Here is a 23,235-nt window from a genome sequence, read left to right on the forward strand (position 1 = left end):
GTCGCTCAATCCCCTGCCGCGCGGCCTTTGAGAGCGATTATGCCCCTTGGCCTGAACTGAATGAAGATAATGATGAAGACGATCATATAGGTCTGGGCAGCCAGCGTATTGCTCGGGTTCCCCCATTCGATACCTTTTTGCAGGAAGCCGATCATTGTTGCCCCCGCCAGCGTACCCCAGATGTTGCCGACGCCGCCGACGACAACGGTCATGAAGCTTTGAACAATGTAGTCACTGCCCAGTTCGGACGTGACCTTGGCAAACAACCCGATGGCCACACCGGCCACTCCGGCGATGCCAGAGCCAAGACCGAAAGTCAGCATGTTCACTCGGTCAGGATTGATGCCCATGCTGGCAGCCATGCGCGGGTTTTGGGTCACGGCGCGGGTTTCAAGCCCCAATCGGGTGCGTTTCATGATGAACAGGAAGATCGCGAGGAAGATCAGGGCAAGCCCGAAAATCGCGATCCGGATATAGCTGATCGACACGACGTCATTCAATACCCAAGCCCCGTCCAGCCAAGCCGGTGACGTCAGCGGGCGCGCCTGTGTCCCAAAGACGTTCTTTGCGATTTGTTGTAACGCGATAGATATCCCGAAAGTCGCCAGCAGCGTTTCCAAAGGCCTGTTGTAAAGGTGACGAATGACCAGCCGCTCCATCGCGACGCCTGCCGCAAAGGTCACCGCAAACGCCATTGGCAAGCCGACTAGGATCGACACGGTATAATTCGGGATCAACTGCTGCACGACATAGCCGGTGTACGCGCCCATCATGATGAACTCGCCGTGGGCCATGTTGATAACCCCCATAACCCCGAATGTGATTGCCAGCCCGATCGCCGCCAGAAAGAAGATCGACGCCAGTGACAGCGCATCCAAAGCCAGATCAAAAGTCTGGTTGATTGCGACATTTGTCTCGATGGCGCGCAATGCTTTGGTCGCCGCTGTAGTGACTGCTGGTGACGGGTCGGCGAACACATCGAGAAAGCTGTGCGCGGCCAGCGCCGCTTCGATCTGCTCATCAGTGACCCTCGCTGGCACAGTGCCAGCCTGCGCGAGTGCGTCATAGGCACCGGCGCGACGCTCCAGAGTATCAAGTTGCGCTATTGCGGCACCACCAACGCGGCCGCCTTCTACATTGGCAGACAGGGCGCTTGCGATGTCAGAGTTTGTTACCACAGGCTCTGCGAGCCCTGCTTCAACGAGAAGGCGGTATGCGTCGTCCTGCGACAACTCGTCGTTGCCGGGGATTAACACACGGGCAATGTTCAGGTTATCTGGCGGGCTGCCCGCCACGACCATTCTACGGGTTTCGACCAAGGGATTGAGCGTGCCGCGCAGTTCGAGGGAAATGGCCCCTGACGCGGCTTCAATGGCCTCGATGCGTGTCGCCTCGTCGCGATCATAGCCGATGGTGAGAAGCTGGTTCAGTCGTTCTTTATGCGCCTTGATTTCGGCGTCGGGCTCCGTCGCGATGGAGGCGCGCAGCGGCGCAAGCTGGCTCGCCGCAGGATCACGCTGGATCGCAAGCAATGCCTCTCGCCGACGCACCGGATCCAGGTCGGACAACTGGAACTGCACCAGCGCTTCGCCGATCATCGCCCTGATACCGCTGTTGGGTTTGAGTTGGGACAGATCGCTTTTGTCGACATTGCCGACGAGCGTCGCATCTTCAAAGCGGAACAGACGGACCTGCTTGTTTTCGACTTCCTCGCCATAGAAGAACTGGCCGTCGTCTTTGCGCTGCCACATCTCTTTCGATTGCCATTTCTGAAGCACGTTTTGTGCTTGCTCCAAACCGCTGTCGGCGAGTGCCTTGATGGCGGGCTCAATCGTTTTGCGGGAGCTTTTTTCGATCAGGTCGCGGTGCTCTTGCAGCACGTTCTGAATAGTGAGCCCCTGCGCCACCGAGAGTTGGACAGACAGACCTATAGCGAAAATCGCCAGAAGGAAGATGCGCATTTGAGGGGGCCTAACGTTGTGATGAAAGGGGGCGGTACGCCCCCTTTCTGCGGTGTCTGGATTAGTAGTTTGACAGCGTCTGAACGCAGGTTTTGGTCTCGGTGTTGTACATACCGCAGCCAAGATCTTTCCAATCAGACATCAGGATCGAAGATTCTGGCAGGAAGTCAGTCCATGCATCGCCAGGAACCTCTGCGGTTTGGCTAATGATGTCGAACTGGCCATCGGCTTGAATCTCACCGATCAGAACCGGCTTGGCCAAGTGGTGGTTCGGAAGCATGACAGCCGTTCCGCCCGTCAGGTTTGGAACTTCAAGACCATACATCGCGGTGCGCACTGCATCGACGTCAGCGGTGCCAGCCTTCTCGACAGCTTGAACCCACATGTTGAAGCCGATGACGTGGGCTTCCATCGGGTCGTTGAATACGCGCTCTTCGCCCATTCGAGCTTTCCACTTGGCAACGAACTCGTCATTCAGGTCGCTTTCAGCCGACTGGAAGTAGTTCCAAGCCGCCAGATGGCCAACAAGGTTGGACGTGTCGAGACCGGAAAGCTCTTCCTCACCCACGGAGAATGCGACAACTGGAATGTCATCGGCAGACACGCCCGCAGCGGCCAGTTCTTTGTAGAAGCCGATATTTGCGTCACCATTGATGGTCGAGATCACGCCGACCTTCTTGCCGTCTGCGCCGAGCGCGACAACGTCAGCCACAATCTTGGACCAGTCGGAGTGACCGAAAGGCGTGTAGTTCACGAAGATGTCGGATTCCGCTATGCCCTTGCTTTCAAGGTAGCTCGCGAGAATGTTGTTTGTGGTGCGCGGGTAAACATAGTCTGTCCCCAAAAGCGCGAATTTTTCGACGCCAAGCTCGTCAAGGAAGTAGTCGGTGGCCGGAATGGCCTGCTGGTTCGGTGCAGCACCGGTATAGAAGACGTTCTTGGAGCTTTCTTCACCCTCGTATTGAACAGGGTAAAACATCAGGCCGTTCAGCTCTTCCAGAACTGGCAGCGCGGATTTACGGCTCACACTGGTCCAGGACCCGAAGATCACGTCGACATTCTCGACGCTCAGCAGCTCGCGGGCTTTTTCTGCAAACAGAGGCCAGTCAGAGGCAGGGTCGACAACCACCGCTTCGAGCTGCTTGCCCAGCACACCGCCCTTTGCGTTCTGCTCGTCGATGAGCATGAGCATGGTATCTTTGAGCGTGGTTTCGGAAATCGCCATCGTACCGGACAGCGAGTGCAGCACACCGACTTTGATCGTGTCGTCTGCTGCGACAGCAGGCAGCGCAAGTGATCCGGCAGCCAGTATGCTGGCGAATGAGGTTTTCATAAGCGTGTTCATGGAGTTCCTTCCATGCAGGCGGCGCGATTGGGTCGACCTTGCCGAGCAAGTCCCCATCTCATACGGTCCCCCTGCAACATAGAGTGTTGCAACCGTGTGGCGCCCCGTCAGATGTCCAAATCATCGGGTCGTCACACACCCCCCAGCCTCATTAGCAAGTCTAACAGCGTGTCGGGCATCGACAGGAATGCGGCAGCGCGGCGCAAAAACAATGCAGATGCAGAACAAAATGATGGCGCGGCGCGGAGTCGGGTGTATTTCAGGCGCTTTTCCGATCAAACGCCTATTTTTTGCGCACCAGTTGTCAGTTGGTGTGTACGTGGCCCGATACCGCGTGCGCGCCTTATGTGTGCCAACCCCACACACCACCGATCAGTTTTTCGAAACGGGCATCGCGCGACATCGCCATAATAAAAGCGGAGCTTTCGCTCCGCGTCATCAAACGAACCGGTTGACGTAGTTTTCGAGGATTTCTTGGCGTCCTGATTTGGGCTCCGGATTAATCTGCTCTGACAAAACCCGCGCTTGAATGGCCCCGAGGTCGCTGTTCAGCATGTCCTTCGCGCTGGCGGTCGACCAGCCCGCGTACCGCTCTGTTAAGGCCTTTTCCAATCCTCCGTCCTCGATCATTGCGGCGGCGGCTTTCAGCCCTCGGGCGCACACGTCCATGCCCCCCACGTGGGAGGCAATCAAATCCACCGGATCAATCGATTGGCGCCTCACCTTGGCGTCGAAGTTGGTGCCACCAGTCTGTAGCCCTCCAGCCTTGAGGATGTGGTAATAGGCCAGCGCAACTTCCGGCACGTTATTGGGGAATTGGTCGGTGTCCCAACCGGATTGATAGTCATTCCGGTTCATGTCGATTGACCCGAGCATACCCTCGGCCGCGGCGACTGCGATCTCGTGCTCGAAGGAGTGGCCCGCAAGGATCGCGTGACCCTGCTCAAGGTTCAACTTCACCTCATCCTCGAGCCCGTATTTACGCAGGAACCCGATACAGGTCGCGGCGTCGTAGTCGTATTGATGTTTGGACGGTTCTTGCGGCTTGGGCTCTACCAGAATGGCACCCTTGAACCCGATCTTATGCTTGTAATCTACAACCATATTCAGGAAGCGACCCATATGGTCTAGCTCTTGCCCCAGATCTGTATTCAGAAGCGTTTCATAGCCTTCACGCCCGCCCCACAAGACATAGTTCTCGCCCCCCAGCTTATGCGTCGCATCAAGGCAGCCCTTCACGGTTGCAGCAGCGAAAGCGAACATGTCTGGATCAGGGTTGGTCGAGGCGCCTGACATCCAGCGGCGATGGCTGAACATATTGGCAGTGCCCCAAAGCAGACCAATGTCGCGCAACTCCATCTTCTCGCCGACGTAATCCGTGATCTCCTCAAGGGTGGCCAAGTTGGCGGCGTAGCTGCCTTGCTCCGGGCGTAGGTCCGCATCGTGCCAGCAGAAGTAAGGCACGCCGAGCAGGTCGAACATCTCAAACGCCACATCAGCCTTGAGCTTCGCACGGCCCATGTCGTCTTGCGGGTGCCACGGGCGCTCGAAGGTCTGACCGCCGAACGGATCGCCGCCTTCCCACGCGAAGGAGTGCCAATAGGCGACGGCAAAGCGTAGATGATCTTCCATACGTTTTCCCAATACGACTTCGTCGCGGTCATAATGCTGGAAAGCAAGCGGGTTGGAGCTGTTGCCACCTTCGAACGCTATAGGGGATAGACCCTCGAAAAAACCGGTCGTCATGGGACAAATCCTTTTGTGTTGGGAGGCGTGCTAAGCCGTTTCGGCATGGCGCACGTTAGATAGGCTGGTTTTGTGTGTCAAAATAAAGGGGTGCTGCACGAACGCGCTGTTGCTTACGTCCAGTTGGGGACCTCCCCGCCGGGCAGCACCTGCCGCGCAATCATCGGCTGGCGGTAGTCAAGATTGGCAAAATCGCAAAACCCGGACACCCAGCTGTCATCCATCAGCAGAAAATCCAGCACTGACCCAAGAAACTCCGGGTCTGCCGCCTGTGCGCGGATAGTGTCGATCGAAGACCCGGTCGCCCCCAAAAACACCCCCATCAAATCGTCAGAGGCAGCAATCCACCCGAGCGCAGACAATGCGAGTTGTTCAGCCTTCTGAGGAGTCATGGTGGGGATCCCGATGGTAAATGCTTTTTTAACTCTTGGCAGATCAGACTTGAGGCAAGCAAGAGACGATTCCCGCTTCACAGAGAAAACCAACATATGGCTGGCCGCATTCTCATTCTGGATCCCGTGCCAACAAATCGGATGGTCCTCAAGTCCAAGCTTTCGCTGGCTCACTATGATGTCAGCGTCGCAGACAGCGTGCCTCAGGCCCGCGAGTTGATTGGCAGACACCGGTTTGAGGCGATCTTGATCTCTACCGCTCTTGTCGAAATACCCGCCGAATGCGCCTTGGCATGGATGCACTCACTACGCGGCGGGCAAGGGGCAGCCGCAACATTTCTCTTCATGCATGACGCGCCAAATTCGACCGCAAACTGCGATGTTCTGGAAAAATGTCTGAGTGCCGGCGCCGACGATGTTTTGAACCGCCCGTTTTCTGAGGAAGTTTTGCTCGCGCGGATCAGAAACCTGATGCGGGACAATGCACATACCCATGATCTTCATCCGCCCAGTATCCAGCCAAGTATGCCCCTGGAAGAAATGGGGCAATCAGATCGACCATCTGTAAATATCGCTATCGCGCATATTCCTGCGCATCCGCCCTTCACAGGTGGTAATGAGGTGCAAAAGAAAATCGTAGCGATTGAGCAGCGCATGCGCGGAACTGACAGGGTTTCATCCGTATCAGTTTCAATGCTCATGCAACCTGATGAATCGCCGTGCGAGCCGGAAGTTGTGGTGCTCGTTGCAGAAGCCGGCGCGACCGAACATGCTTTGTCCATCATGTGCCAAATGCGATCCCGTACTCGGATGCATGACGTGCGCATCATGCTGCTTCTCGCAGCGCCAAGTGCTAAAGATGTCGCGCGCGCGTTTGACTTGGGCGCACATGACGTGGTTGCGTTGGACGTCAGATCGACCGCATTAATCGCACGCATAAACAAGCAGGCCCGAGTTCACGGCAATGTCCGCAACTGCAAACGGCTGGTGCGCGAAAGCCTTGTGCAGGCGGTAACCGATCCTTTGACCGGCCTCTATAACCGCCGCTATGCGACGACGCGTTTGGAAAAGATGCAGCGCGATTGCCTTGCCACTGGATCAAGCTTCGCCATTCTGGCGTTCGACGTCGATCACTTCAAAGATGTGAATGATAGCTACGGCCATGCGGTGGGGGATGCTGTGTTGACCACCCTCGCAAAGACGCTGCGCCTGAATCTCCGTGAGAGCGATTTGATCTGCCGCACCGGAGGGGAGGAGTTCATGGTTGCACTCCCAAATACTGACAGGGCAGAGGCGTCGGCCACTGCCAACAGGTTGCGCAAAGCCGTCGGAGCGCTAGACATCGCGGTGCAAGGCTACCCTGCCCCATTGCGGGTGACGGTCAGCGTCGGACTGTCTATTCAAGACGGCAGCAAAGCAATCTCTGACATGCTGGAACAAACAGACCGCGCTCTGTACCAAGCCAAAGCGCGCGGCCGGAATGTCGTAGCAATTGTGGCGGCGGCCTGACGGCCGCTGCGTTGCCAGTCACTTCTTGTCTGAGCGATTTTTCTTGGGCGTACGTTCAAGGATTTCCTGAAGGCGATCCGCATATTCAATCCGCGCTTCGGGCGTCATCGAAGCGATATGATCCACCAACGCGGCCTGCATATTGTCAGACCGGCCTTTGATAAGCGCCTGCTGACGCAGAAGAACAGCCGCAAAAGCATCCTTGTCGAACGGCATTGCACGCAACAGCTGTGCAGTTTCACCCGCCAAATCACCAAGCTCGGCACGAATCTCTCGTCCTTCCGACCCGCGATCTGCGCGTAGGCGCTGCCCGACAGCCCGACGATCCTCACGCGCTAACGCGCGGCCGTAAATGCCGATAGCGGCGTTATCGTTGCTACGATCTGAGTAATTCCGACGGTCTCGCCCGCCGTCATGGAACGCTGATCCCGCAACCGCCCCAAGCACCAACACATTGAGGGCGAGAGAAACCGCCAGAACAATTTTCACCCGTCGCGGCGTGCGGGTCGTCTCGCTATTCATGTCCATCACCCTTCCTCTATCCAATACAGATCGCCCAGCAGCGCATGGCTCATCACGCCTTCTTCGATAGACGCTTCAGCCGTGTCTGTGCTGCTCCATGAGGTCGGCAAATCGGGGTTCACAAAACCAAGATAGACGCCAACGCACGCGGATGCTGCAAGCCCGCCCATCGCAGGAAGCCCCCCAATATCGTCGAAAAGCTGCCGCCACCAAGGACGCGCGCTTTGCTGCGGTGTTACGGCAGGGGATTGAAACCCGTTCTGCACCGCCTGAGCATCATCAAGAACGCGCGCGATGAGACCGGAAGACGGCACAGGTGCCGCCTCGCGGGCCGCGTCGAAAAAGAGGTCTAGCTCGGCATCAAGCTCGGGCGACAATTTTGATGACTCTGTCATGACGACAACTCTTCCTTTCGAGAGGCCAGCACATTAGCCAGCGCCCGTTTCCCGCGGGCCGTTAAACTTTCAACGGCCTCAACGCTAATTTCCATAATCTGAGCAATCTCGGGGTTTTGTAGCCCTTCGATATGCCTCAGAACCACCGCCTGACGCTGCCGGTCCGGAAGGATTTCCAGTGCGGCATCCAATGCAGCTAACCGGTCAGCCTGTATCAACCGAGCCTCTACCGACGGCGTCGGATCGGCGGGTTCGGCCGTGCCATCCAGCCCGACATCGACCCTTTGACGCCGACGCAAACGGTCGATGCAAAGGTTGTTCACAACACGGTAGAGCCAGGTCGCCGGCTTGGCTTCGCCCGGGCGCCAGTCCGGAGCAATACGCCACAAACGCAGCATGGCTTCTTGAACCACGTCCTCGGCTTCGGCCAGATCACCCAACATGCGCCGCGCAAAACTTAGCGCTTGAGGAGACAATCGCACCGTCAACGCCTCCGCCGCTGCGCCGTCACCATTGGCGAACAGAACAAGCAACGCGTCGTCGTCGAGTTGATCCGATTGATCCAGAGCCATATTCATCCTGATGGGTGATACCCTATTGTGGAAGGTTGGGCGACCAGCAATGGCCGCCCAAACCCATCTTAGTTCTTGTGGTCACGACCACCGTGACGTTTTTTGCCCATCTGCTCGAACTCGGCCTTCGAAACGGCACCGTCGCCGTCCTTATCAAGGCGAGAGAATCCACCGCGGCCTTTGCGCTCACCACCGGCTTGTGCCAGCTCTTCTTGGCTCAACGCACCGTTCTTGTCGGTGTCCAGCCTATCGATCATGCGGTCCAACCGGCGCCCCATGCGATCGCCCTTGTCGGCGGACATCTGTGCTTCCAGTTCTGCACGCGACAACGACCCGTCGCCATCTGTGTCGGCGGTTGTGAACCGCGCCGCGCGATGAGCCTGCATTTCCGCTTCGGTGATGCTGCCATTTCCGTCAGCGTCAAGCTCTTCAAAAGCAACGCGTGGACCTTGTGGGCCACCCTTCGCCTGCGCCACCATCGGGGTCAGTGCGAGTGCGAGGCCAACGCCGGCCAATGCCAGTTTCGTTTTCAAGTTACCTGCCAAAAGTGCCATTATTCAGTCTCCAGTTTTCTACTTCTCGACGGCCGTCTTTGGCCGCCGTTATGCACCTTTAACGAGCCACATTTGGGGTTCCGTCGCTGGTATGAGAAAAAAGTTGCTCCGCGCCACCCCGAGACATCCTGTCACCCTGCTTTCATCCGCGTCGGCGATTATGGTGACCGTCTACGACGAAAGTGCAAGTTTATGGCGAGAGATACAGTGGCAGAAGAAAATGAACGCGATTTGAAACCGGCAATGCTGCGTGGTTGGTCCCGCCGCTGCCCGTCCTGTGGGCAAGGGCCGATGTTTTCAAGCTACCTCAAAGTCCGCGATGAATGCCCTGTGTGCCAAGAACACATGAGCCATCATCGCGCTGATGATGGCCCAGCCTATCTGACGATCCTGATCGTAGGCCATATTATGGCGCCCTTGCTGCTGTGGACATTCTTCACGTTCGAGCCGGATCCGTTGGTTGTCGCCAGCATCTTTACCGTCGGCTGCGTGGCACTGTCGCTGTACCTCCTGCCCCGCTTGAAAGGGGCCATCGTGGCGCTCCAATGGGCGAAGCGCATGCACGGGTTTGGCGGTCGGACGGCATAGCGATAGGTGTTGATGCGGCGCGGATGTCGCGCCACAGTGCGTCCATGACAGACACCCCGATCAGAGATGCCGCCAGCGTCGTGCTTTTGCGCGATGCGCATGACATCCCCAAAGTGCTTATGGGCCAACGCGGCAAGAACGCGGCCTTCATGCCAAACAAGTACGTGTTTCCAGGTGGGGCAGTTGACCCCGAAGATGCGCTTTGCGCTTTGCCCGGCGTGCCATCCCAAACCTGCCTCACACGCTTGGGTGGCACGGGCCCTGCCCTTCTGGCTGCCGCATTGCGTGAGACTTGGGAAGAAACGGGGCTCACCTTGGGCGACACAGCTGGGTTGCGCTATTTCTTTCGCGCCATCACCCCACCCGGTCGTCCGCGCCGCTTTGACGCGCGCTTTTTTCTGGCCGATGCGGATCAACTGGTCTCGGCCGATCTGGATGACTTTTCGAAAGCAAGCGACGAGCTGCGGCATCTGCACTGGGTTCCAATCACACAAGCGCGGGCGCTAAACCTGCCGTTTATTACCGAAGTGGTTCTTGCCGAAGTCGAAGCGCTGGCCAAATCTGCATTGCCGCCGAATAGCGTTCCGTTTTTCGACAACAGCACCGGCAGTTCCCGATTTTTGAGAATCCAATAGCGTTAACGTCATTGGTGTTATGAAATTGGAAACAGTTTCATAATCCTGCCCTATTCTGTTGCTAGCGCACGGTGGAGATGATTTTGGCTGACAGCATTCCACCCCTCCCCGCCACCGCATTGGCGGCACCACGCCGCTCTTGGCGTGATCGAGCATTGTTTTGGGGTCTGATTGCGCTCTTTATATTTGGCTTGGCTGGCCTGATTAGCGCGACTGGTTGGGAAGCTGTCTGGGACGAGTTGCGCAAACTGTCGGTAGCCCAGATCGCGATCTTACTGGCCTTGTCTTTGATCAACTACCTGATCCGCGGCGCAAGATGGCATCTTTTGTCGCGACGTCTCGGGGTAAACCTTCCACTTCGATACTCCGTCCTGCACTTCATTGCAGGCTTTGCCATGACGATCACCCCTGCCCGTGTCGGCGAATTTGTGCGGTTGCGGTGGATCACCAGAATGACCGGCTGGAAGTTTGAACGGGTCACGCCACTCCCCCTTGCAGACCGCGCGTTTGATTTGGCGGCAATGGGTCTGGTTCTTGGCGTGGCAATCCTTCTTTCCGGTCAAGGCAGCTTCAGTGCGGCGCCCGTCTCCGCCATCGCCATCGCGGCGGCTGTCTTGGTGACGCGGCCGACACTTTTGGCCAAATTGGTCGAAGCCATCTATAGCGTTATCCGCCGCTGGCCGCGCCCTTTTGTTAGGTTGCGCCAAGCCGCGCGATCTATGGGTCGTTTCAGCACGCTCTCGGCCTCGATCCCTGCATTGGTCCTCAGCACAATCGGGTGGCTGGCCGAAGGATATGCCCTCTACCTCTTACTCTATTGGATGGGCAGCGACATCAGCTACGCCACCGCTACCGTCATCTTCTTGTTCTCGACCCTTGCGGGTGGCCTTACTGGCGCTCCGGGTGGTCTTGGCGGGGCGGAGGCTGCGATGATGGTCCTGCTCTCAATGAATGGCGTCCCAATCCATGTCGCCCTTGCTGCCACTACTGTAATTCGAATTACCTCACTTTGGTTTGCGATTGCCGTCGGCGCACTGGCCTTCCCATTTGCCGAAGCATTCTCACATAAGTCGAAAACGATATGATCTGGAACACACTCAACTATTCCGGCTGGGGTCGGGTCCATCAGGCAACGAGCCAAGTCGCCCGCCCGGAGCGGATATCAAGCCTCAGCGCCGTTCAGGCAAATGACCCCGCCCCCGCTATCGGCATGTGCCGCTCCTATGGCGATTCATGCCTCAACGATGGCAAGTCGGTGGTCGACATGACGCGCATGGACCGGCTGCTCGGATTTGATCCAGACACAGGCGTTCTGCATGTAGAGGCTGGCGCCCGTATTGGCGACCTTGCCCGTCGCTTTGCCCCTGACGGCTGGCTTCCTGCTGTAATGCCCGGCACCGGATTTGCGACGATTGGCGGCTGCATCGCACATGATGTGCATGGCAAAAACCATCACGGCGCAGGCTCCTTCGGGCAGCATGTCACCGAGATCACTTTGATGAATGGCGGCAAACTGGCAACGGTGAGCCCTTCCAAAAATGCCAAGCTGTTTCGCGCAACCATCGGCGGCATGGGCCAGACTGGCATCATCGTGGCCGCGAAGATCAAACTGCTTCCCTGCAAAGGCGACATCATCACTGTGACGGAGCGTCGGATCGACACGTTTGATCAGTTCCTTGAAGCTTTGGACCTATCGCAGTCGACCTACACTGTAGGCTGGATCGACGCGACCGCCCGCGGGGATGCATTGGGCCGCGGTGTTTTGGAAGAGGCAGAAACCGGATACGGCCTTGTCCCTGATGCAAAGTCGGCGCGTTCTGTTCCCGTCAACGCGCCCGGCTGGCTTCTGTCCAGTCCTGTCGTGCGCCTTTTCAACGCGCTCTACTTCCGGCGGATCCCAGAACGCGGACGAACCAGTGTGAAGCCGATCACAGAGTTCTTTTTCCCGCTCGACAAGTTGCTCCAGTGGAACAAGCTCTACGGCAAGCGCGGCTTTCATCAGTTCCAATGCGTGGTCCCGGTCTCAGAAGGGCCCGTGTTGCGCGCAATGCTCGACAAGATCGCCCATTCCGGCCTCGCCTCCCCCTTGGCTGTGCTCAAGCGTATGGGCCCCGGGCGCGCCGGTCTGATGTCTTTCCCTATGGAGGGCTACACGCTCGCTGTCGACTTCCCAAACCGTGGCCGCGTGGAGATGCTGATCGCAGAGTTGGAAGAAATCACAGAGAAAGCCGGAGGCCGGGTTTATCTAGCAAAAGATGCGACCCTTGATGCCGCCCACTTGCCGAAGATGTATCCCGATGTCGCGAAATTCGCCAAGATCGCCAAAGAGCAAGACCCCGACGGCCATTACGAGACCGACCAAACCCGCCGCCTGAATATCCGGAGCCAAGCATGACCGAAACCTGGATTATTCTCGGGGCCACCTCGTCCATGGCGCGCGCTTTTGCCCGCGCGGTCTCTAAATCAGGTGCGCAGGTGTTGCTCGCGGGCCGTGACATGGATGACCTGAGCGCGACCGCTTCAGATTGTGCCGTGAACGGTGCTCCTTTGGCGGAAGCTGTCCGCTTCGACGCACGCGACGAAACGACGTTTGCGCCGATTGTTGAGCGCGCGACGGATTTGGAAGGCATGATTAACGTGGCGGTCTTTGTAGGCTCCATGCCCGACCAAAGCGATATTGATGAAAACCCGTCGCTGATCGCAGGCACTGTGACAGACAACTATACCGGCCCTGCAACTTTCCTCCAGCTTGTCGCGCCCGCAATGGAAGAGCGCGGCGGCGGTACAGTTGTCGGCGTCGGCTCGGTTGCTGGCGATAGGGGCCGCATTGGTAACTATGTCTACGGGTCCGCAAAAGCAGGCTTCCACACCTATCTAAGCGGTCTACGCAACCGCCTGACACGGTCGGGTGGGCATGTAATCACTGTGAAACCAGGTTTTGTCGACACCGCAATGACGTGGGGGATCGAGGGTATGTTCCTCGTAGCGACCCCCGATAAGGTCGCCGCTGACATTCTGAAGGCGGTCGAAAAGCGCAAGAATGAAATCTACACGCCCGGTTTCTGGCGGCTCATCATGGGGATCATCAAAGCGATACCTGAACGAGTGTTCAAAAAGCTTAGCGTTTAAAAGCCGAAGGCGTTCTGGAACAACCCTGCTGCGTAGAACATCAGTGTCAGCGTAAAGATAATAAGTGATATTCCGTGCCGGTCCCGCATTGCGAAGACGATCGGATCGTAGTCCTGCTTTCCCTTGTAGCCCAGCGACACCATCCGAAACAGCCAGCCCCCGATGGGTAACATCGCCACCCAAAGCAGCCATTGCGTCGGATAGAGCGACCTTGCCTGATCGGTGAAGGTGTACAGGAAGAACACCAGTAAAGAGCCGAACATGCCCAGCCCTGCAACGTTCAGAAGATCGGAACGGTCGGGTCGCCCATAGCCGCGGCCCGGCAAACGCTCGTCAGAGGTCGCCAAAGTGAGTTCGGTCAATCGTTTGACGCAGCCTAAGGTGACAAACACAGGGAATATGAAAACCAGCATGTAGCCGGTGACGTAAACCTCAGCCGCGGCTGCCCCCGCCACCACTCGTATAGTGTAAAGGGAAGCCAACGTGGCGATATCCACCCAGCGCATCCGCTTGAGCTTCAACGAATAGGCAAGTGAAAGCACCATATAAAGAACAACAACCCCAAGGAACGCGGCGTTGAGACAAATGGCGACCCCCAAAGCGATCACAGCCAAAGCGATAACAGCTATCATCCCGACTCTGAGAGGCAGCGCACCGCTGGCGAAGGGGCGACGGCACTTGGTCGGGTGCATGCGATCGGCATCGATATCCAGCAAGTCATTGACCAAATAGATGCAAGACGCAGCTGCCGAGAATGACACCATCGCAAGAAGCACTGGAAGAAAGGCAGACAACCCAAAGTTGTGCGCCGCAACAATCGGAAGAAGCAGCAAGATGTTTTTTACATACTGATGGGGGCGCATTGCTTTAATCAAGCTCGCCCAAGACCAACCTCCTGCAAGTTCCGTGACTGAATGGCCCTTAGCTTCCAATTCCTCACGCGCATTTGGCACCGACCCAACAATAATTGCGTCATCAGCTTCCCGCCATACAGGCAAATCTGCTGCCTCGTTACCAGCATAGTGAAAACCGCGAGCGCCAAATGCTGCAACAAGCGCATCCGCCTTCTCTTGGCCCTTCAGGTTAGTTACGCCGTCGGATGCAAAAACCCGATCAGACACTCCATGATGCTTTGCCAAGGCGTTAACCAAAGACGCGTCCGAGGCCGAGGCAAGTATAACCTCGTGACCCTGAGCAGACGCTTGCGCAGCAAGATCGACAACTTGAGGCGCGACAGGCATCAGATCGACGCGGCATTCGGCCAGCGCGGCCATTTCGGCTTTGAGTTTAGCGCGATCCGAAATGTTCAACACAAGTGTTTTGAGTGCCTGAACAGGCGCGCGCCCCATGGCGGACCAAAAACTCTCGTACAACATATCTGTACGCAGAAAGGTGCCATCGACATCCAATATCAAAGGTTTGCGATTCATGGACTAGCCCTTTGTTCTGAACACGCAGCCGTCTGACACAAGTTCAGGCGGTGTGAGGCACATTCCTTTTGCGACCTTCCACGCGGCAAGCACTTTCGGCACATAGTTCCGCGTTTCAGCGTATGGCGGCACGCCCTTATGCTTCTTCACAGCGTTCTCGCCGGCGTTGTATCCAGCAAGCGCCAGAATAGGGTCGCCCTTAAATTCGTTCATCAGCCATTCCAGATACGCCACCCCACCTTTTATGTTCTGCGCGGGGTCGGTGCTGTCCGTCACACCGAAACGGGCGGCGGTGTCAGGGATAAGCTGCATCAACCCCTGCGCGCCCTTGTTGCTTTCAGCGGCGATGCGCCCGCCCGACTCAACCGAGATCAGCGCCAATACAAATGCTGGTGAGATCTTCTTGTTGAGCGTCTCAAGCAAAATTGTGGTGCCATGCTGCGACGCGATGGATTGCATGGTTTCAAGTCGCGGGGCCGAAACTGCTTTGCCCTTTGGCGCTTTCCCGAGGCTCGCAACCGCATTGGAGAACCGGCCTGGCAGGCTGGCGTCGATCGACGGAGATACTGCGTCCCAGAACCAATCGAGCTGAGAAGGTGCTGCGGGTCCGTCTGCCGCTTTTGGAGCAGATGGTGTTTTGGCAACGACAGGCTTCGGTTCGATCTGAATCGTGATGAGTTTCTTGGTCCCGCTCTTTGGCGGTGCGATTTTCTTAAAGGTAAAGTTCCCGCCAAACGCAGGTTTTTGCTCCGCGGCCTCAACCGGAAGCCCGATGCCCAAGGCCATCAGGAGAAGAATCTCTCGCATTGATATCGACATGAGCCTGCTCGACCTGCCGTTGTTGTTATTATTTTTTCCACTCTGTCAGAAATCTGGGGCCGATACTACCGCGTCACGGCAACAATCAATTTGTCTGTGCCAGCATTGACGCAGGTCAGGCGACAATTCCATCTCCAAAAACGACCTAGAAAAATTAAAAATCGTTTATAAACAGTTAATTGAGTGATTTTAGGTCGATTTTTTACTCTGCTCTGAAAAGGAACCATTCGCGCCCAATTCTTGCCCCGATTGAGGGGGATACATGCTGCATACCAAGACGGCGACACGGTCTAGAACAGAGGCTGGCCGGTTCGCTTTAACGTCAAGGTTAACTTGGAAACTGAACTAAACTTACATCCTTGGAGGGATACACTATGACACTGAACGCAATGATCAAAAATTTCGCAGCTGACGAATCTGGCGCAGTAACTGTTGACTGGGTTGTTCTGACCGCTGCCATCGTTGGCCTCGGCATCGCTGTTATGGCATCTGTTTCCGACGGTCTGGAAGACCTGTCCGGCGACATCGAAAACCAGCTGACCAGCCAAGGTATCTCGACCACTTTCTAAGTTGGTCGTCGCCTGAAGCGACTTCAAGATTTGGCCGCGTTCTTCGGAACGCGGCCTTTTCGTTTTTCTGTGCCCCGTGGCCTCAATCCACGACGCACCACAAAGAACCAATTTCGTCCAATTCTCACCCAGTTCACACGTCACATGTTTTTTCACTTAGAAACAACAATTTGACTGAGGCCAATGCAAGTATTGATGCCAACCAGGTCCGAAAAAACCACTAACCACACCAAAACCTTTGAGGGATCGAACATGAAACTGAAGGCACTCATCAAAAACTTCTCTGACGACGAAACAGGCGTGATCAGCTCTGACATGATGATGCTCGCCGCAGCAGGCGGACTGCTGAGCATTGCCATTATGGTTTTTGCAAGCAGCGGCGTCGAGCAGCTTGAAAAAGACAGGGCCTATCAGTTGAAGGCTCAGGAAAAAGTCACCACATTCTAAGGCGATCCTTGTTGCTTAGCGCAATTCGATACAGGGCGCGTTCTCGGGAACGTTGCCCTTTTTCGTATCTGCGACCTTAAGCAAAGGCAGTTCCGTGCGCCGGAATCGGAAACGGTCAGTTTCTGCCAAGTAGGGCAATTGTGGCAGATCCGCCTTATTTGTTCCAAATTTTGCCTAAATCGGCTGCGATATATGAACCCAAGATGAACGGGCAGCAGCATGCCCGTGTTTTGGAGAGTGACATGGCTTTTAAATTACCCGAATTCTGGACGGACGAATCTGGAGCTGTAACCGTCGACTGGGTCATTCTGGCAGCTGGTGTCATTGGCTTGGCGCTTGCATCGATGGGGGTCGTCATCGACGGCACAGAAGACCTCTCGGGTGACGTCGAAGCCACTCTAAGCAGCCAGCTGATCAGCACCTCCTTTTAAACTGCCCACAGGGGCAATCCGCCGCTGTAAATCCACGCTCCTTCCTCCATTTCGCCGTATTTGACCTGCATCACGGGCCCAGACGAGTGAGCCTGCCCGATCAATGCGGCAGGACGTTACACATTTGAAAAGGGGCAACACATGAGAATGTTATTCGGGTTAGTGCTGGTTATCGGCGTCGCCTTGGCGGGCTTCGCGGCCTACATGGCCAAGAACAGGTTCGATCAATACCAAGCAAAAGTCGCCGCTCAGGAGAAATTGCTGAAAAGCAACGTTCCACTGGAAGCCGTCTTCACGGTGAAACGCCAGATCTCTTATGGTGAAACGCTCACCAAAGACGACGTCCAAATTATCGCGTGGCCCAACAATGCAATTCCTGAAGGTGCGTTCCAGAAGGGCGAGGACCTATTCCCACCGACTGGCGCGTTGCGCACTGTCCTTCGCGTCATGGAAAAAGACGAAGCTGTGATGGCTTCCAAGGTGACTGAGCCTGGCGAAGATGCCGGCGTCTCTTCGCGTCTTGAAAAAGGTATGCGTGCCTTCGCCCTTCGCGTCGACGTGTCGTCGGGTGTGTCAGGCTTCTTACGACCGGGCGACCATGTAGACGTTTATTGGACCGGCGACAGCCGCGGTCGCGAAGTGACCAAACTTATCGACACGCGCCTGAAACTGCTGGCGGTCGACCAAATCGCCGATGGCGACCGCTCTGCCCCGACAATTGCACGGACTGTGACAGTTGCCGCGACACCAGCGAAAGTCGGCGCCTTGGCCCAAGCGCAGTCTTCAGGCCGGTTGTCATTGTCCCTCGTTGGCGCTGGCGACGACACCGAAGTTGCAGCTGTCGAAATCGACCAGAACCAGCTTCTTGGCATTCTGGAAGAGAAGACGATCGAGGCAGAGGCCGAAAAGGTCTGTACGATCAAAACCCGCAAAGGGGCTGACGTCGTAGAGATCCCGATCCCCTGCACCGACTAAATTCATGCCAAATAAAAACGATCTTGCGGCACCCCATCTGGGGTGCCGCTTTGTCATTACCCACTATAAATTGCGTGGTGTTGCGAGAGACCCACATAAAAGACGTGCGGTAAACGTCTGATTCTTGCAATAAATTCGGAATTCGCGCATGGTTCTCGAGAAAATGGGCAAAAGACCCGTTCAACCTAGTGATCAGAGAGGCAGGATCACAATGAAAATGAAGCAGTTTTTCTGCGCAGGCCTATTCGGCCTCGCACTTACGTCATTTGTGCCAGAGACAGGGTTCGCTCAGAATCTTAAGGTGACCAACCAGTCAACCGCACGCAAACTTAACGTTGCAATCAACAGCGCCGTGGTCGTCGAAAGTGATGTCCCCTTTGCCGAATTGTCCGTGGCCAACCCGGCGATCGCGGATATCGCGACCTTGTCCGACCGCACGATTTACGTGCTCGGCAAGTCGCCAGGCCGCACAACTCTCACATTGCTTGGCCCAGACGGTCGTCTGATCACCAACGTCTCCGTGCGTGTTTCGCCTGATCTGTCAGAGTTCAAAGAGCGCCTGCGCGAAATCCTCCCAGGTGAGAATATCGAAGTTCGCACCGCGAACGACGGTCTTGTCTTATCTGGCACGGTTTCGAGCATCGCAAAGCTTGATCGCGCACTAGACTTGGCAGAACGCTACGCACCTGAAGCAGTTTCCAACCTGATGAGCGTTGGCGGCACCCAGCAGGTGATGCTTAAAGTCCGGTTTGCAGAAATGCGCCGCTCCGTCTCCAAAGATCTGTCTGCCAGTTTGGGCTTCCAGACCGGTGGCGGCAATTTTGGTGCGAATGGCTTTACCAATACACTTCAGAACTCTGCCAACCTGGCTAACTCGCTTGGCACCGGCGGGACCGCCGGCACGGTTGGCTCGACCCGGGAACGCAACGGCGTGTTCTCGTTCGGCTTCGGCAGCGGCAGCTTGCGCGCCTTGGTTGTTCTTGAAGCTCTTGAAGAAAAAGGCCTTGTTCGCACCTTGGCAGAACCAAACCTGACCGCCCTCTCCGGTCAGGAGGCAACGTTCCTTGCAGGTGGCGAATACCCGATCCCGATCTCAGAAGATGGCTCGGTCAAGATTAGCTACAAACCGTTTGGTGTTGAACTAAAGTTCACACCGACCGTATTGGACGAAGACATCATCAACTTGAAGCTGGACACAGCAGTGTCCGGTCTCGATCCGACGGTTGTTGTCCAAAACAATGGCTTCTCGGTAAACGCGTTCTCCAAACGCGCGTCCTCGACTGTCGTCGAGATGCGCGACGGCGAAAGCTTCGCAATTGCGGGCCTTTTGGAAGATGACTTCCGCGACGTGGCGGGCCAAGTTCCTTGGCTCGGTGACATTCCAGTCCTTGGCGCCTTGTTCCGCAGTGCAAACTACGAACGTCGTCAATCGGAACTGGTCGTTATCGTGACTGCACATCTGGTCTCACCGACCCGAGGCAATAGCCTTGTCGTATCGACCGACCGCGTCCGCCCCCCCACCGAGCGTGATTTCTTCCTGAATGGTAAGATCGCCCGCGAAGTGCGGACCCGCAAAACGACAACCGGTGAAGTTGCACGCCAAGACTTCTCTGGCTCCTACGGCTATGTTTTGGAGTAATATCAGATGTTTAAATCCACCTCTTCAATCGCTCTGATCGCCGCTTTTACGGTGGGTCTTTCCGCCTGCTCCGCCCCTCGCGACAGCTTCGAACGTGAAGCTGGCGCGGAACTGGACGAAGGTGGCTTCGGCAACCCGACCATGACCAACACGCTGATCGCCAATGGCTCGATTTCTGTCGCTGAAACGCTCGGCGCCCGATTTGCCAATGACGTGAACACCCAGGTGAACTTCGAGTTCAACTCGTCCCAGCTGGATGCCAACGCCCGCGCCGCCCTTTTGGAGCAGGCAAACTGGATCCGTCAGTTCCCAGAAGTTCGATTCCGTGTTTACGGGCATACCGACCTTGTCGGCTCCAACGCCGCAAACAAGGCATTGGGACTGCGCCGCGCAAAGGCTGCTGTGAATTTCCTGACATCACAAGGTATCAGCCGCTCGCGGCTTGAAGCTGTGGCGTCATTTGGTGAAACACGGCCTGTGATCCTGACCGAAAACCCGGAACGGCGTAATCGCCGCACTGTGACCGAGGTCAGCGGCTTCGTAGAAGGCAGCCCAATGTTGCTGAATGGCAAGTACGGCGTGCTGGTTCTGCGCGAATATGTACAAACCGCGAAGAGCGACGAAACCCTCGCGCGTGAGCGAATAGTGCAATAACGGAAATAATACCTCAGTTTTTCGCTAATTTAGCCCCATTATCGCCCCTTTTCCTAAGCATTCCTTGTCATGAGATAAGCCACAATCCGCGTTAAGACGGCATGTTGGTTTTAATTCCGCAAACAGTTGGCGGGGGCGCTAACCCTTAAGAAAGGTGCCCTCGTTAACACGAACCCGGCCCTGTTTTGGCCAAATGGGATTCTAGGCATGACGAGCAGTGTAGCTTTACAGACCGATCCGGCACCAATCACCGCCTGTACCGTCGCCCGCGACGTGCAGAACTTTGATTTGTTGATCGAAGATATGGAAACAGAACTGGGCGAAGCATGGGGCGACCTGAGCTTCGAGGACGCGAATGCGTACCTGTCCCAGCCCGACGCCTCGGAATTGGAGTTCATCGCCGTTGCAGTAGACAGCTCTGATGAATCCAATCTGACACTCATTGGTGATATCATCGGCAGGGCCAAAGACCTTGGTGTAAAGGTGATCCTGATCGCCGAAGACGTCTCTCCGATCGCGCTACACCAGTTGCTGAAGCTTGGAGCGAACGATTTTGTCCCCTACCCGCTTCCCGAAGGCGCACTCCACGACTCAATCGCACGGATCAACACCGTTGAAGAAGTCGCGGAAGTTGTTGCCGCCCCGGAAATCGCGGCCCCCGAGCATGTTGCGACAGGAAAGGTCGGCACCAACGAAGGTATCGTGCTTCCTGTCCACGGCCTTGCTGGCGGATCGGGTGCTTCCACTTTCGCAGTGAACCTGGCTTGGGAACTGGCGACAGTCGACAAAAAGGCCGAAGTCAGTGTCTGCCTGCTTGATCTGGATTTCCAGTTCGGCTCCGCATCGACATATCTGGACTTGCCGCGACGTGACGCCGTTTTGGAAATGCTGTCAGATATTGACGGTATGGATGATGACGCATTCCGCGCTACCCTTTTGACTTTCAACGAAAAGGTGAAGGTTCTGACAGCTCCGGCGGACATGATCCCGCTCGACATGGTCAGCCCTGAGGACATCGAAAAGCTGGTCGCAACCGCGCGCCGCAACTTTGACTATGTCATCATCGACATGCCTTCGACACTCGTCCAATGGACCGAAACCGTGTTGGGAATGTCGGATGTCTACTTTGGCATGTTGGAACTTGATCTGCGCTCTGCACAGAACACGCTTCGCATGATCCGCGCGCTCAAGTCCGAGGATCTGCCTTACGAAAAGATCCGTTACGTTCTCAACCGCGCACCGAAGTTTACGGATTTGTCCGGCAAAAGCCGCGCCAAACGTATGGCAGAAAGCCTCGATATCTCCATTGAGCTGCATATGCCGGACGGCGGCAAGCAGGTGGCACAAAGCTGCGATCACGGCCTGCCGCTTGTCGATACCGCATCCAAGAACCCCTTACGCAAGGAAATCGCCAAGCTCGCGCAGTCTTTGCATGAAACAAATCAGGCGGAAGCCACAGGATAACAAAGGTTTAACAGTATGTTTTCGCGATACAAAAAACCAGGTGCTGATCCTAAGGCACAAGCAAAACCGACACCCGCTCCGGCCGCTTCTCCAAAGCCGTCAGCCATCAAATCCATGCGCAAAGCTGAAACGAAGGCGCCAATCGCCCCGGCAGAAGTTATTGCGCAGGACAAAGAGCTTAAGCGTCGCCAACGCCTGGAAGAGGTTCGCTCGGAACTGCACCACCGATTGCTCGACAACCTCAACCTCGCAGCGCTCGAAAACGCGCCAGAGGCAGACCTGAAGGCCGAGATTGTAGCGATCTGCGCCGAGGGTCTGGAGGAAATGGCGATCATCCTGACCAAGGAAGAACGCCAGACGCTGCACGCGGAACTATTTGACGAAGTGACGGGCCTAGGCCCGCTAGAACCGCTTCTGAAAGACGACACCGTTAACGATATTCTGGTCAATGGCCCCAACCGCGTGTTCATCGAACGCGACGGTAAGCTGTCGCTGACCAACACCCGCTTCAAAGACGAAAAGCACCTTTTGCGCATCATCGACAAGATCGTATCGGCAGTGGGTCGTCGCGTGGATGAATCAAACCCTTATGTCGACGCCCGTCTAAAAGATGGATCGCGCTTCAACGCCATGGTGCCCCCGATCGCTGTAGATGGCTCGCTGGTCTCCATTCGTAAGTTTAAGAAAGAGAAGCTCGCGATTGACGATCTGGTCAAATTCGGCGCCTTTTCGGAAGAAATGGCGGCCTATTTGCAAGCCGCAGTGGCCTGCCGCCTGAACGTCATCGTTTCCGGTGGTACAGGTTCGGGTAAAACGACCACGCTAAACGCGCTGTCGTCATTCATCGACAACTCCGAACGTATCCTGACGATCGAAGACACGGCAGAGCTTCAACTCCAGCAGGTTCACGTGGGCCGTATGGAAAGCCGCCCCGCTAACGTCGAAGGCAAAGGCGCTGTTTCGCAGCGCGATTGTCTGAAGAACGCCCTTCGGATGCGTCCTGACCGGATCATCGTGGGTGAGACGCGTGGCGAAGAAGTTATCGACATGTTGCAAGCCATGAACACGGGCCACGACGGCTCAATGACGACGATCCACGCCAACTCGGCGCGGGACGGGGTGTCCCGTCTTGAAAACATGATCGCGATGGCCGGGATTGAGATGCCAATCAAAGCGGTGCGCGCGCAGATTTCGTCGGCTGTGAACCTGATTGTGCAAGCGTCACGTTTGCAAGACGGCTCCCGCCGCATGGTGTCAATCACCGAGATCACCGGCATGGAAGGCGATGTTATCTCCATGCAGGAGGTCTTCCGCTATCAGCGACTGGGCCTTCAACCCGATGGTAAAATCATTGGCCAGTTCACGCCAACAGGCGTGCGCTCGCACTATTCCGACCGGTTCAAGCAGTGGGGCTACGACCTGCCTGCGTCGATCTACGAACCGATCGCAGCGGAGTAAC

At 56.3% G+C, this 23,235-nt stretch carries 24 protein-coding genes; 14 read left to right on the forward strand and 10 right to left on the reverse strand.

The features are described from left to right. Positions 1-5: 5 nt before the first annotated feature. From urtB to BM352_RS16680, 4 genes are all read right to left on the reverse strand, one after another. Positions 6-1,961, reverse strand: coding sequence for an urea ABC transporter permease subunit UrtB (gene urtB, locus BM352_RS16660; RefSeq protein WP_090219134.1), 1,956 nt, complete (start codon positions 1,959-1,961; stop codon positions 6-8). 61 nt (positions 1,962-2,022) lie between these two features. Beyond that, positions 2,023-3,306, reverse strand: coding sequence for an urea ABC transporter substrate-binding protein (urtA, locus tag BM352_RS16665; protein ID WP_425434542.1), 1,284 nt, complete (start codon positions 3,304-3,306; stop codon positions 2,023-2,025). 438 nt (positions 3,307-3,744) lie between these two features. Further along, positions 3,745-5,052, reverse strand: a complete 1,308-nt coding sequence (xylA, locus tag BM352_RS16675; RefSeq protein ID WP_090219140.1) for a xylose isomerase — start codon at positions 5,050-5,052, stop codon at positions 3,745-3,747. 113 nt (positions 5,053-5,165) lie between these two features. Continuing rightward, complete coding sequence (locus BM352_RS16680) at positions 5,166-5,444, reverse strand: DUF3572 domain-containing protein (RefSeq protein WP_090220372.1); 279 nt, start codon at positions 5,442-5,444, stop codon at positions 5,166-5,168. A gap of 96 nt (positions 5,445-5,540) precedes the next feature. Between BM352_RS16680 and BM352_RS16685 the strand changes: the two genes are divergently transcribed. Continuing rightward, positions 5,541-6,953 (forward strand): diguanylate cyclase, encoded by a 1,413-nt coding sequence (locus tag BM352_RS16685; RefSeq protein ID WP_090219142.1) that lies wholly within the window; start codon positions 5,541-5,543, stop codon positions 6,951-6,953. Positions 6,954-6,971: 18 nt separating this feature from the next. Here BM352_RS16685 and BM352_RS16690 read toward each other — a convergent pair whose 3' ends face one another. From BM352_RS16690 to BM352_RS16705, 4 genes are all read right to left on the reverse strand, one after another. Continuing rightward, a complete protein-coding gene (locus BM352_RS16690) occupies positions 6,972-7,481 on the reverse strand; it encodes a periplasmic heavy metal sensor (protein ID WP_090219144.1) in 510 nt (169 codons plus the stop codon). Next, positions 7,481-7,870, reverse strand: coding sequence for a hypothetical protein (locus tag BM352_RS16695; RefSeq protein ID WP_090219147.1), 390 nt, complete (start codon positions 7,868-7,870; stop codon positions 7,481-7,483). The genes BM352_RS16690 and BM352_RS16695 overlap by 1 nt, the downstream gene beginning before the upstream one ends. Continuing rightward, positions 7,867-8,448, reverse strand: a complete 582-nt coding sequence (locus tag BM352_RS16700; protein ID WP_090219151.1) for an RNA polymerase sigma factor — start codon at positions 8,446-8,448, stop codon at positions 7,867-7,869. Before BM352_RS16700 ends, BM352_RS16695 begins: the two co-directional genes overlap by 4 nt. Positions 8,449-8,510: 62 nt before the next feature. Continuing rightward, complete coding sequence (locus BM352_RS16705; RefSeq protein ID WP_090219153.1) at positions 8,511-8,996, reverse strand: EF-hand domain-containing protein; 486 nt, start codon at positions 8,994-8,996, stop codon at positions 8,511-8,513. Positions 8,997-9,188: 192 nt separating this feature from the next. Here BM352_RS16705 and BM352_RS16710 point away from each other — a divergent pair, with 192 nt between their 5' ends. The 5 genes from BM352_RS16710 to BM352_RS16730 all read left to right on the forward strand — a co-directional run bounded on the left by BM352_RS16710 (position 9,189) and on the right by BM352_RS16730 (position 13,348). Beyond that, complete coding sequence (locus BM352_RS16710; protein ID WP_090219156.1) at positions 9,189-9,584, forward strand: DUF983 domain-containing protein; 396 nt, start codon at positions 9,189-9,191, stop codon at positions 9,582-9,584. A gap of 23 nt (positions 9,585-9,607) precedes the next feature. After that, positions 9,608-10,219 carry an NUDIX hydrolase gene (locus tag BM352_RS16715; RefSeq protein ID WP_245781043.1) on the forward strand — a complete coding sequence of 204 codons (612 nt, stop codon included), beginning with the start codon at positions 9,608-9,610 and terminating at the stop codon, positions 10,217-10,219. Between the two features lie 77 nt (positions 10,220-10,296). After that, on the forward strand, positions 10,297-11,304 hold the full coding sequence (locus BM352_RS16720) for a lysylphosphatidylglycerol synthase transmembrane domain-containing protein (protein ID WP_090219159.1): 1,008 nt from the start codon (positions 10,297-10,299) through the stop codon (positions 11,302-11,304). Further along, positions 11,301-12,614 carry an FAD-binding oxidoreductase gene (locus tag BM352_RS16725; RefSeq protein WP_090219161.1) on the forward strand — a complete coding sequence of 438 codons (1,314 nt, stop codon included), beginning with the start codon at positions 11,301-11,303 and terminating at the stop codon, positions 12,612-12,614. Before BM352_RS16720 ends, BM352_RS16725 begins: the two co-directional genes overlap by 4 nt. Then, positions 12,611-13,348, forward strand: a complete 738-nt coding sequence (locus tag BM352_RS16730; RefSeq protein WP_090219163.1) for an SDR family NAD(P)-dependent oxidoreductase — start codon at positions 12,611-12,613, stop codon at positions 13,346-13,348. Before BM352_RS16725 ends, BM352_RS16730 begins: the two co-directional genes overlap by 4 nt. Here the strand turns inward: BM352_RS16730 and BM352_RS16735 are convergent. Next, positions 13,345-14,778, reverse strand: a complete 1,434-nt coding sequence (locus BM352_RS16735) for a UbiA family prenyltransferase (RefSeq protein ID WP_090219165.1) — start codon at positions 14,776-14,778, stop codon at positions 13,345-13,347. The two genes, BM352_RS16730 and BM352_RS16735, sit on opposite strands and share 4 nt — an antisense overlap. Before the next feature lie 3 nt (positions 14,779-14,781). After that, positions 14,782-15,585, reverse strand: coding sequence for a lytic transglycosylase domain-containing protein (locus tag BM352_RS16740; protein WP_090219167.1), 804 nt, complete (start codon positions 15,583-15,585; stop codon positions 14,782-14,784). A gap of 386 nt (positions 15,586-15,971) precedes the next feature. Here BM352_RS16740 and BM352_RS16745 point away from each other — a divergent pair, with 386 nt between their 5' ends. The 8 genes from BM352_RS16745 to BM352_RS16780 all read left to right on the forward strand — a co-directional run bounded on the left by BM352_RS16745 (position 15,972) and on the right by BM352_RS16780 (position 23,234). Further along, entirely contained in the window at positions 15,972-16,166 is a 195-nt protein-coding gene (locus BM352_RS16745) for a Flp family type IVb pilin (protein WP_090219169.1), read from the forward strand. Positions 16,167-16,418: 252 nt separating this feature from the next. Continuing rightward, positions 16,419-16,613 carry a hypothetical protein gene (locus BM352_RS16750; RefSeq protein WP_139229861.1) on the forward strand — a complete coding sequence of 65 codons (195 nt, stop codon included), beginning with the start codon at positions 16,419-16,421 and terminating at the stop codon, positions 16,611-16,613. Positions 16,614-16,855: 242 nt separating this feature from the next. Further along, on the forward strand, positions 16,856-17,044 hold the full coding sequence (locus BM352_RS16755; RefSeq protein ID WP_090220376.1) for a hypothetical protein: 189 nt from the start codon (positions 16,856-16,858) through the stop codon (positions 17,042-17,044). Between the two features lie 141 nt (positions 17,045-17,185). Then, positions 17,186-18,019 carry a Flp pilus assembly protein CpaB gene (gene cpaB / locus BM352_RS16760; protein WP_090219173.1) on the forward strand — a complete coding sequence of 278 codons (834 nt, stop codon included), beginning with the start codon at positions 17,186-17,188 and terminating at the stop codon, positions 18,017-18,019. A 211-nt stretch (positions 18,020-18,230) separates the two neighbouring features. Next, complete coding sequence (locus BM352_RS16765) at positions 18,231-19,658, forward strand: type II and III secretion system protein family protein (RefSeq protein ID WP_090219175.1); 1,428 nt, start codon at positions 18,231-18,233, stop codon at positions 19,656-19,658. A gap of 6 nt (positions 19,659-19,664) precedes the next feature. Then, the gene (locus BM352_RS16770; protein ID WP_090219177.1) at positions 19,665-20,312 is read left to right on the forward strand and encodes an OmpA family protein; all 648 of its coding nucleotides are present in this window, start codon (positions 19,665-19,667) and stop codon (positions 20,310-20,312) included. 207 nt (positions 20,313-20,519) lie between these two features. Beyond that, positions 20,520-21,776, forward strand: coding sequence for a CpaE/TadZ family protein (locus BM352_RS16775; protein ID WP_090219179.1), 1,257 nt, complete (start codon positions 20,520-20,522; stop codon positions 21,774-21,776). A gap of 15 nt (positions 21,777-21,791) precedes the next feature. Beyond that, entirely contained in the window at positions 21,792-23,234 is a 1,443-nt protein-coding gene (locus tag BM352_RS16780) for a TadA family conjugal transfer-associated ATPase (RefSeq protein ID WP_090219181.1), read from the forward strand. Position 23,235 lies beyond the last annotated feature (1 nt).

Source organism: Litoreibacter janthinus (genome assembly GCF_900111945.1).
Classification (GTDB): domain Bacteria; phylum Pseudomonadota; class Alphaproteobacteria; order Rhodobacterales; family Rhodobacteraceae; genus Litoreibacter; species Litoreibacter janthinus.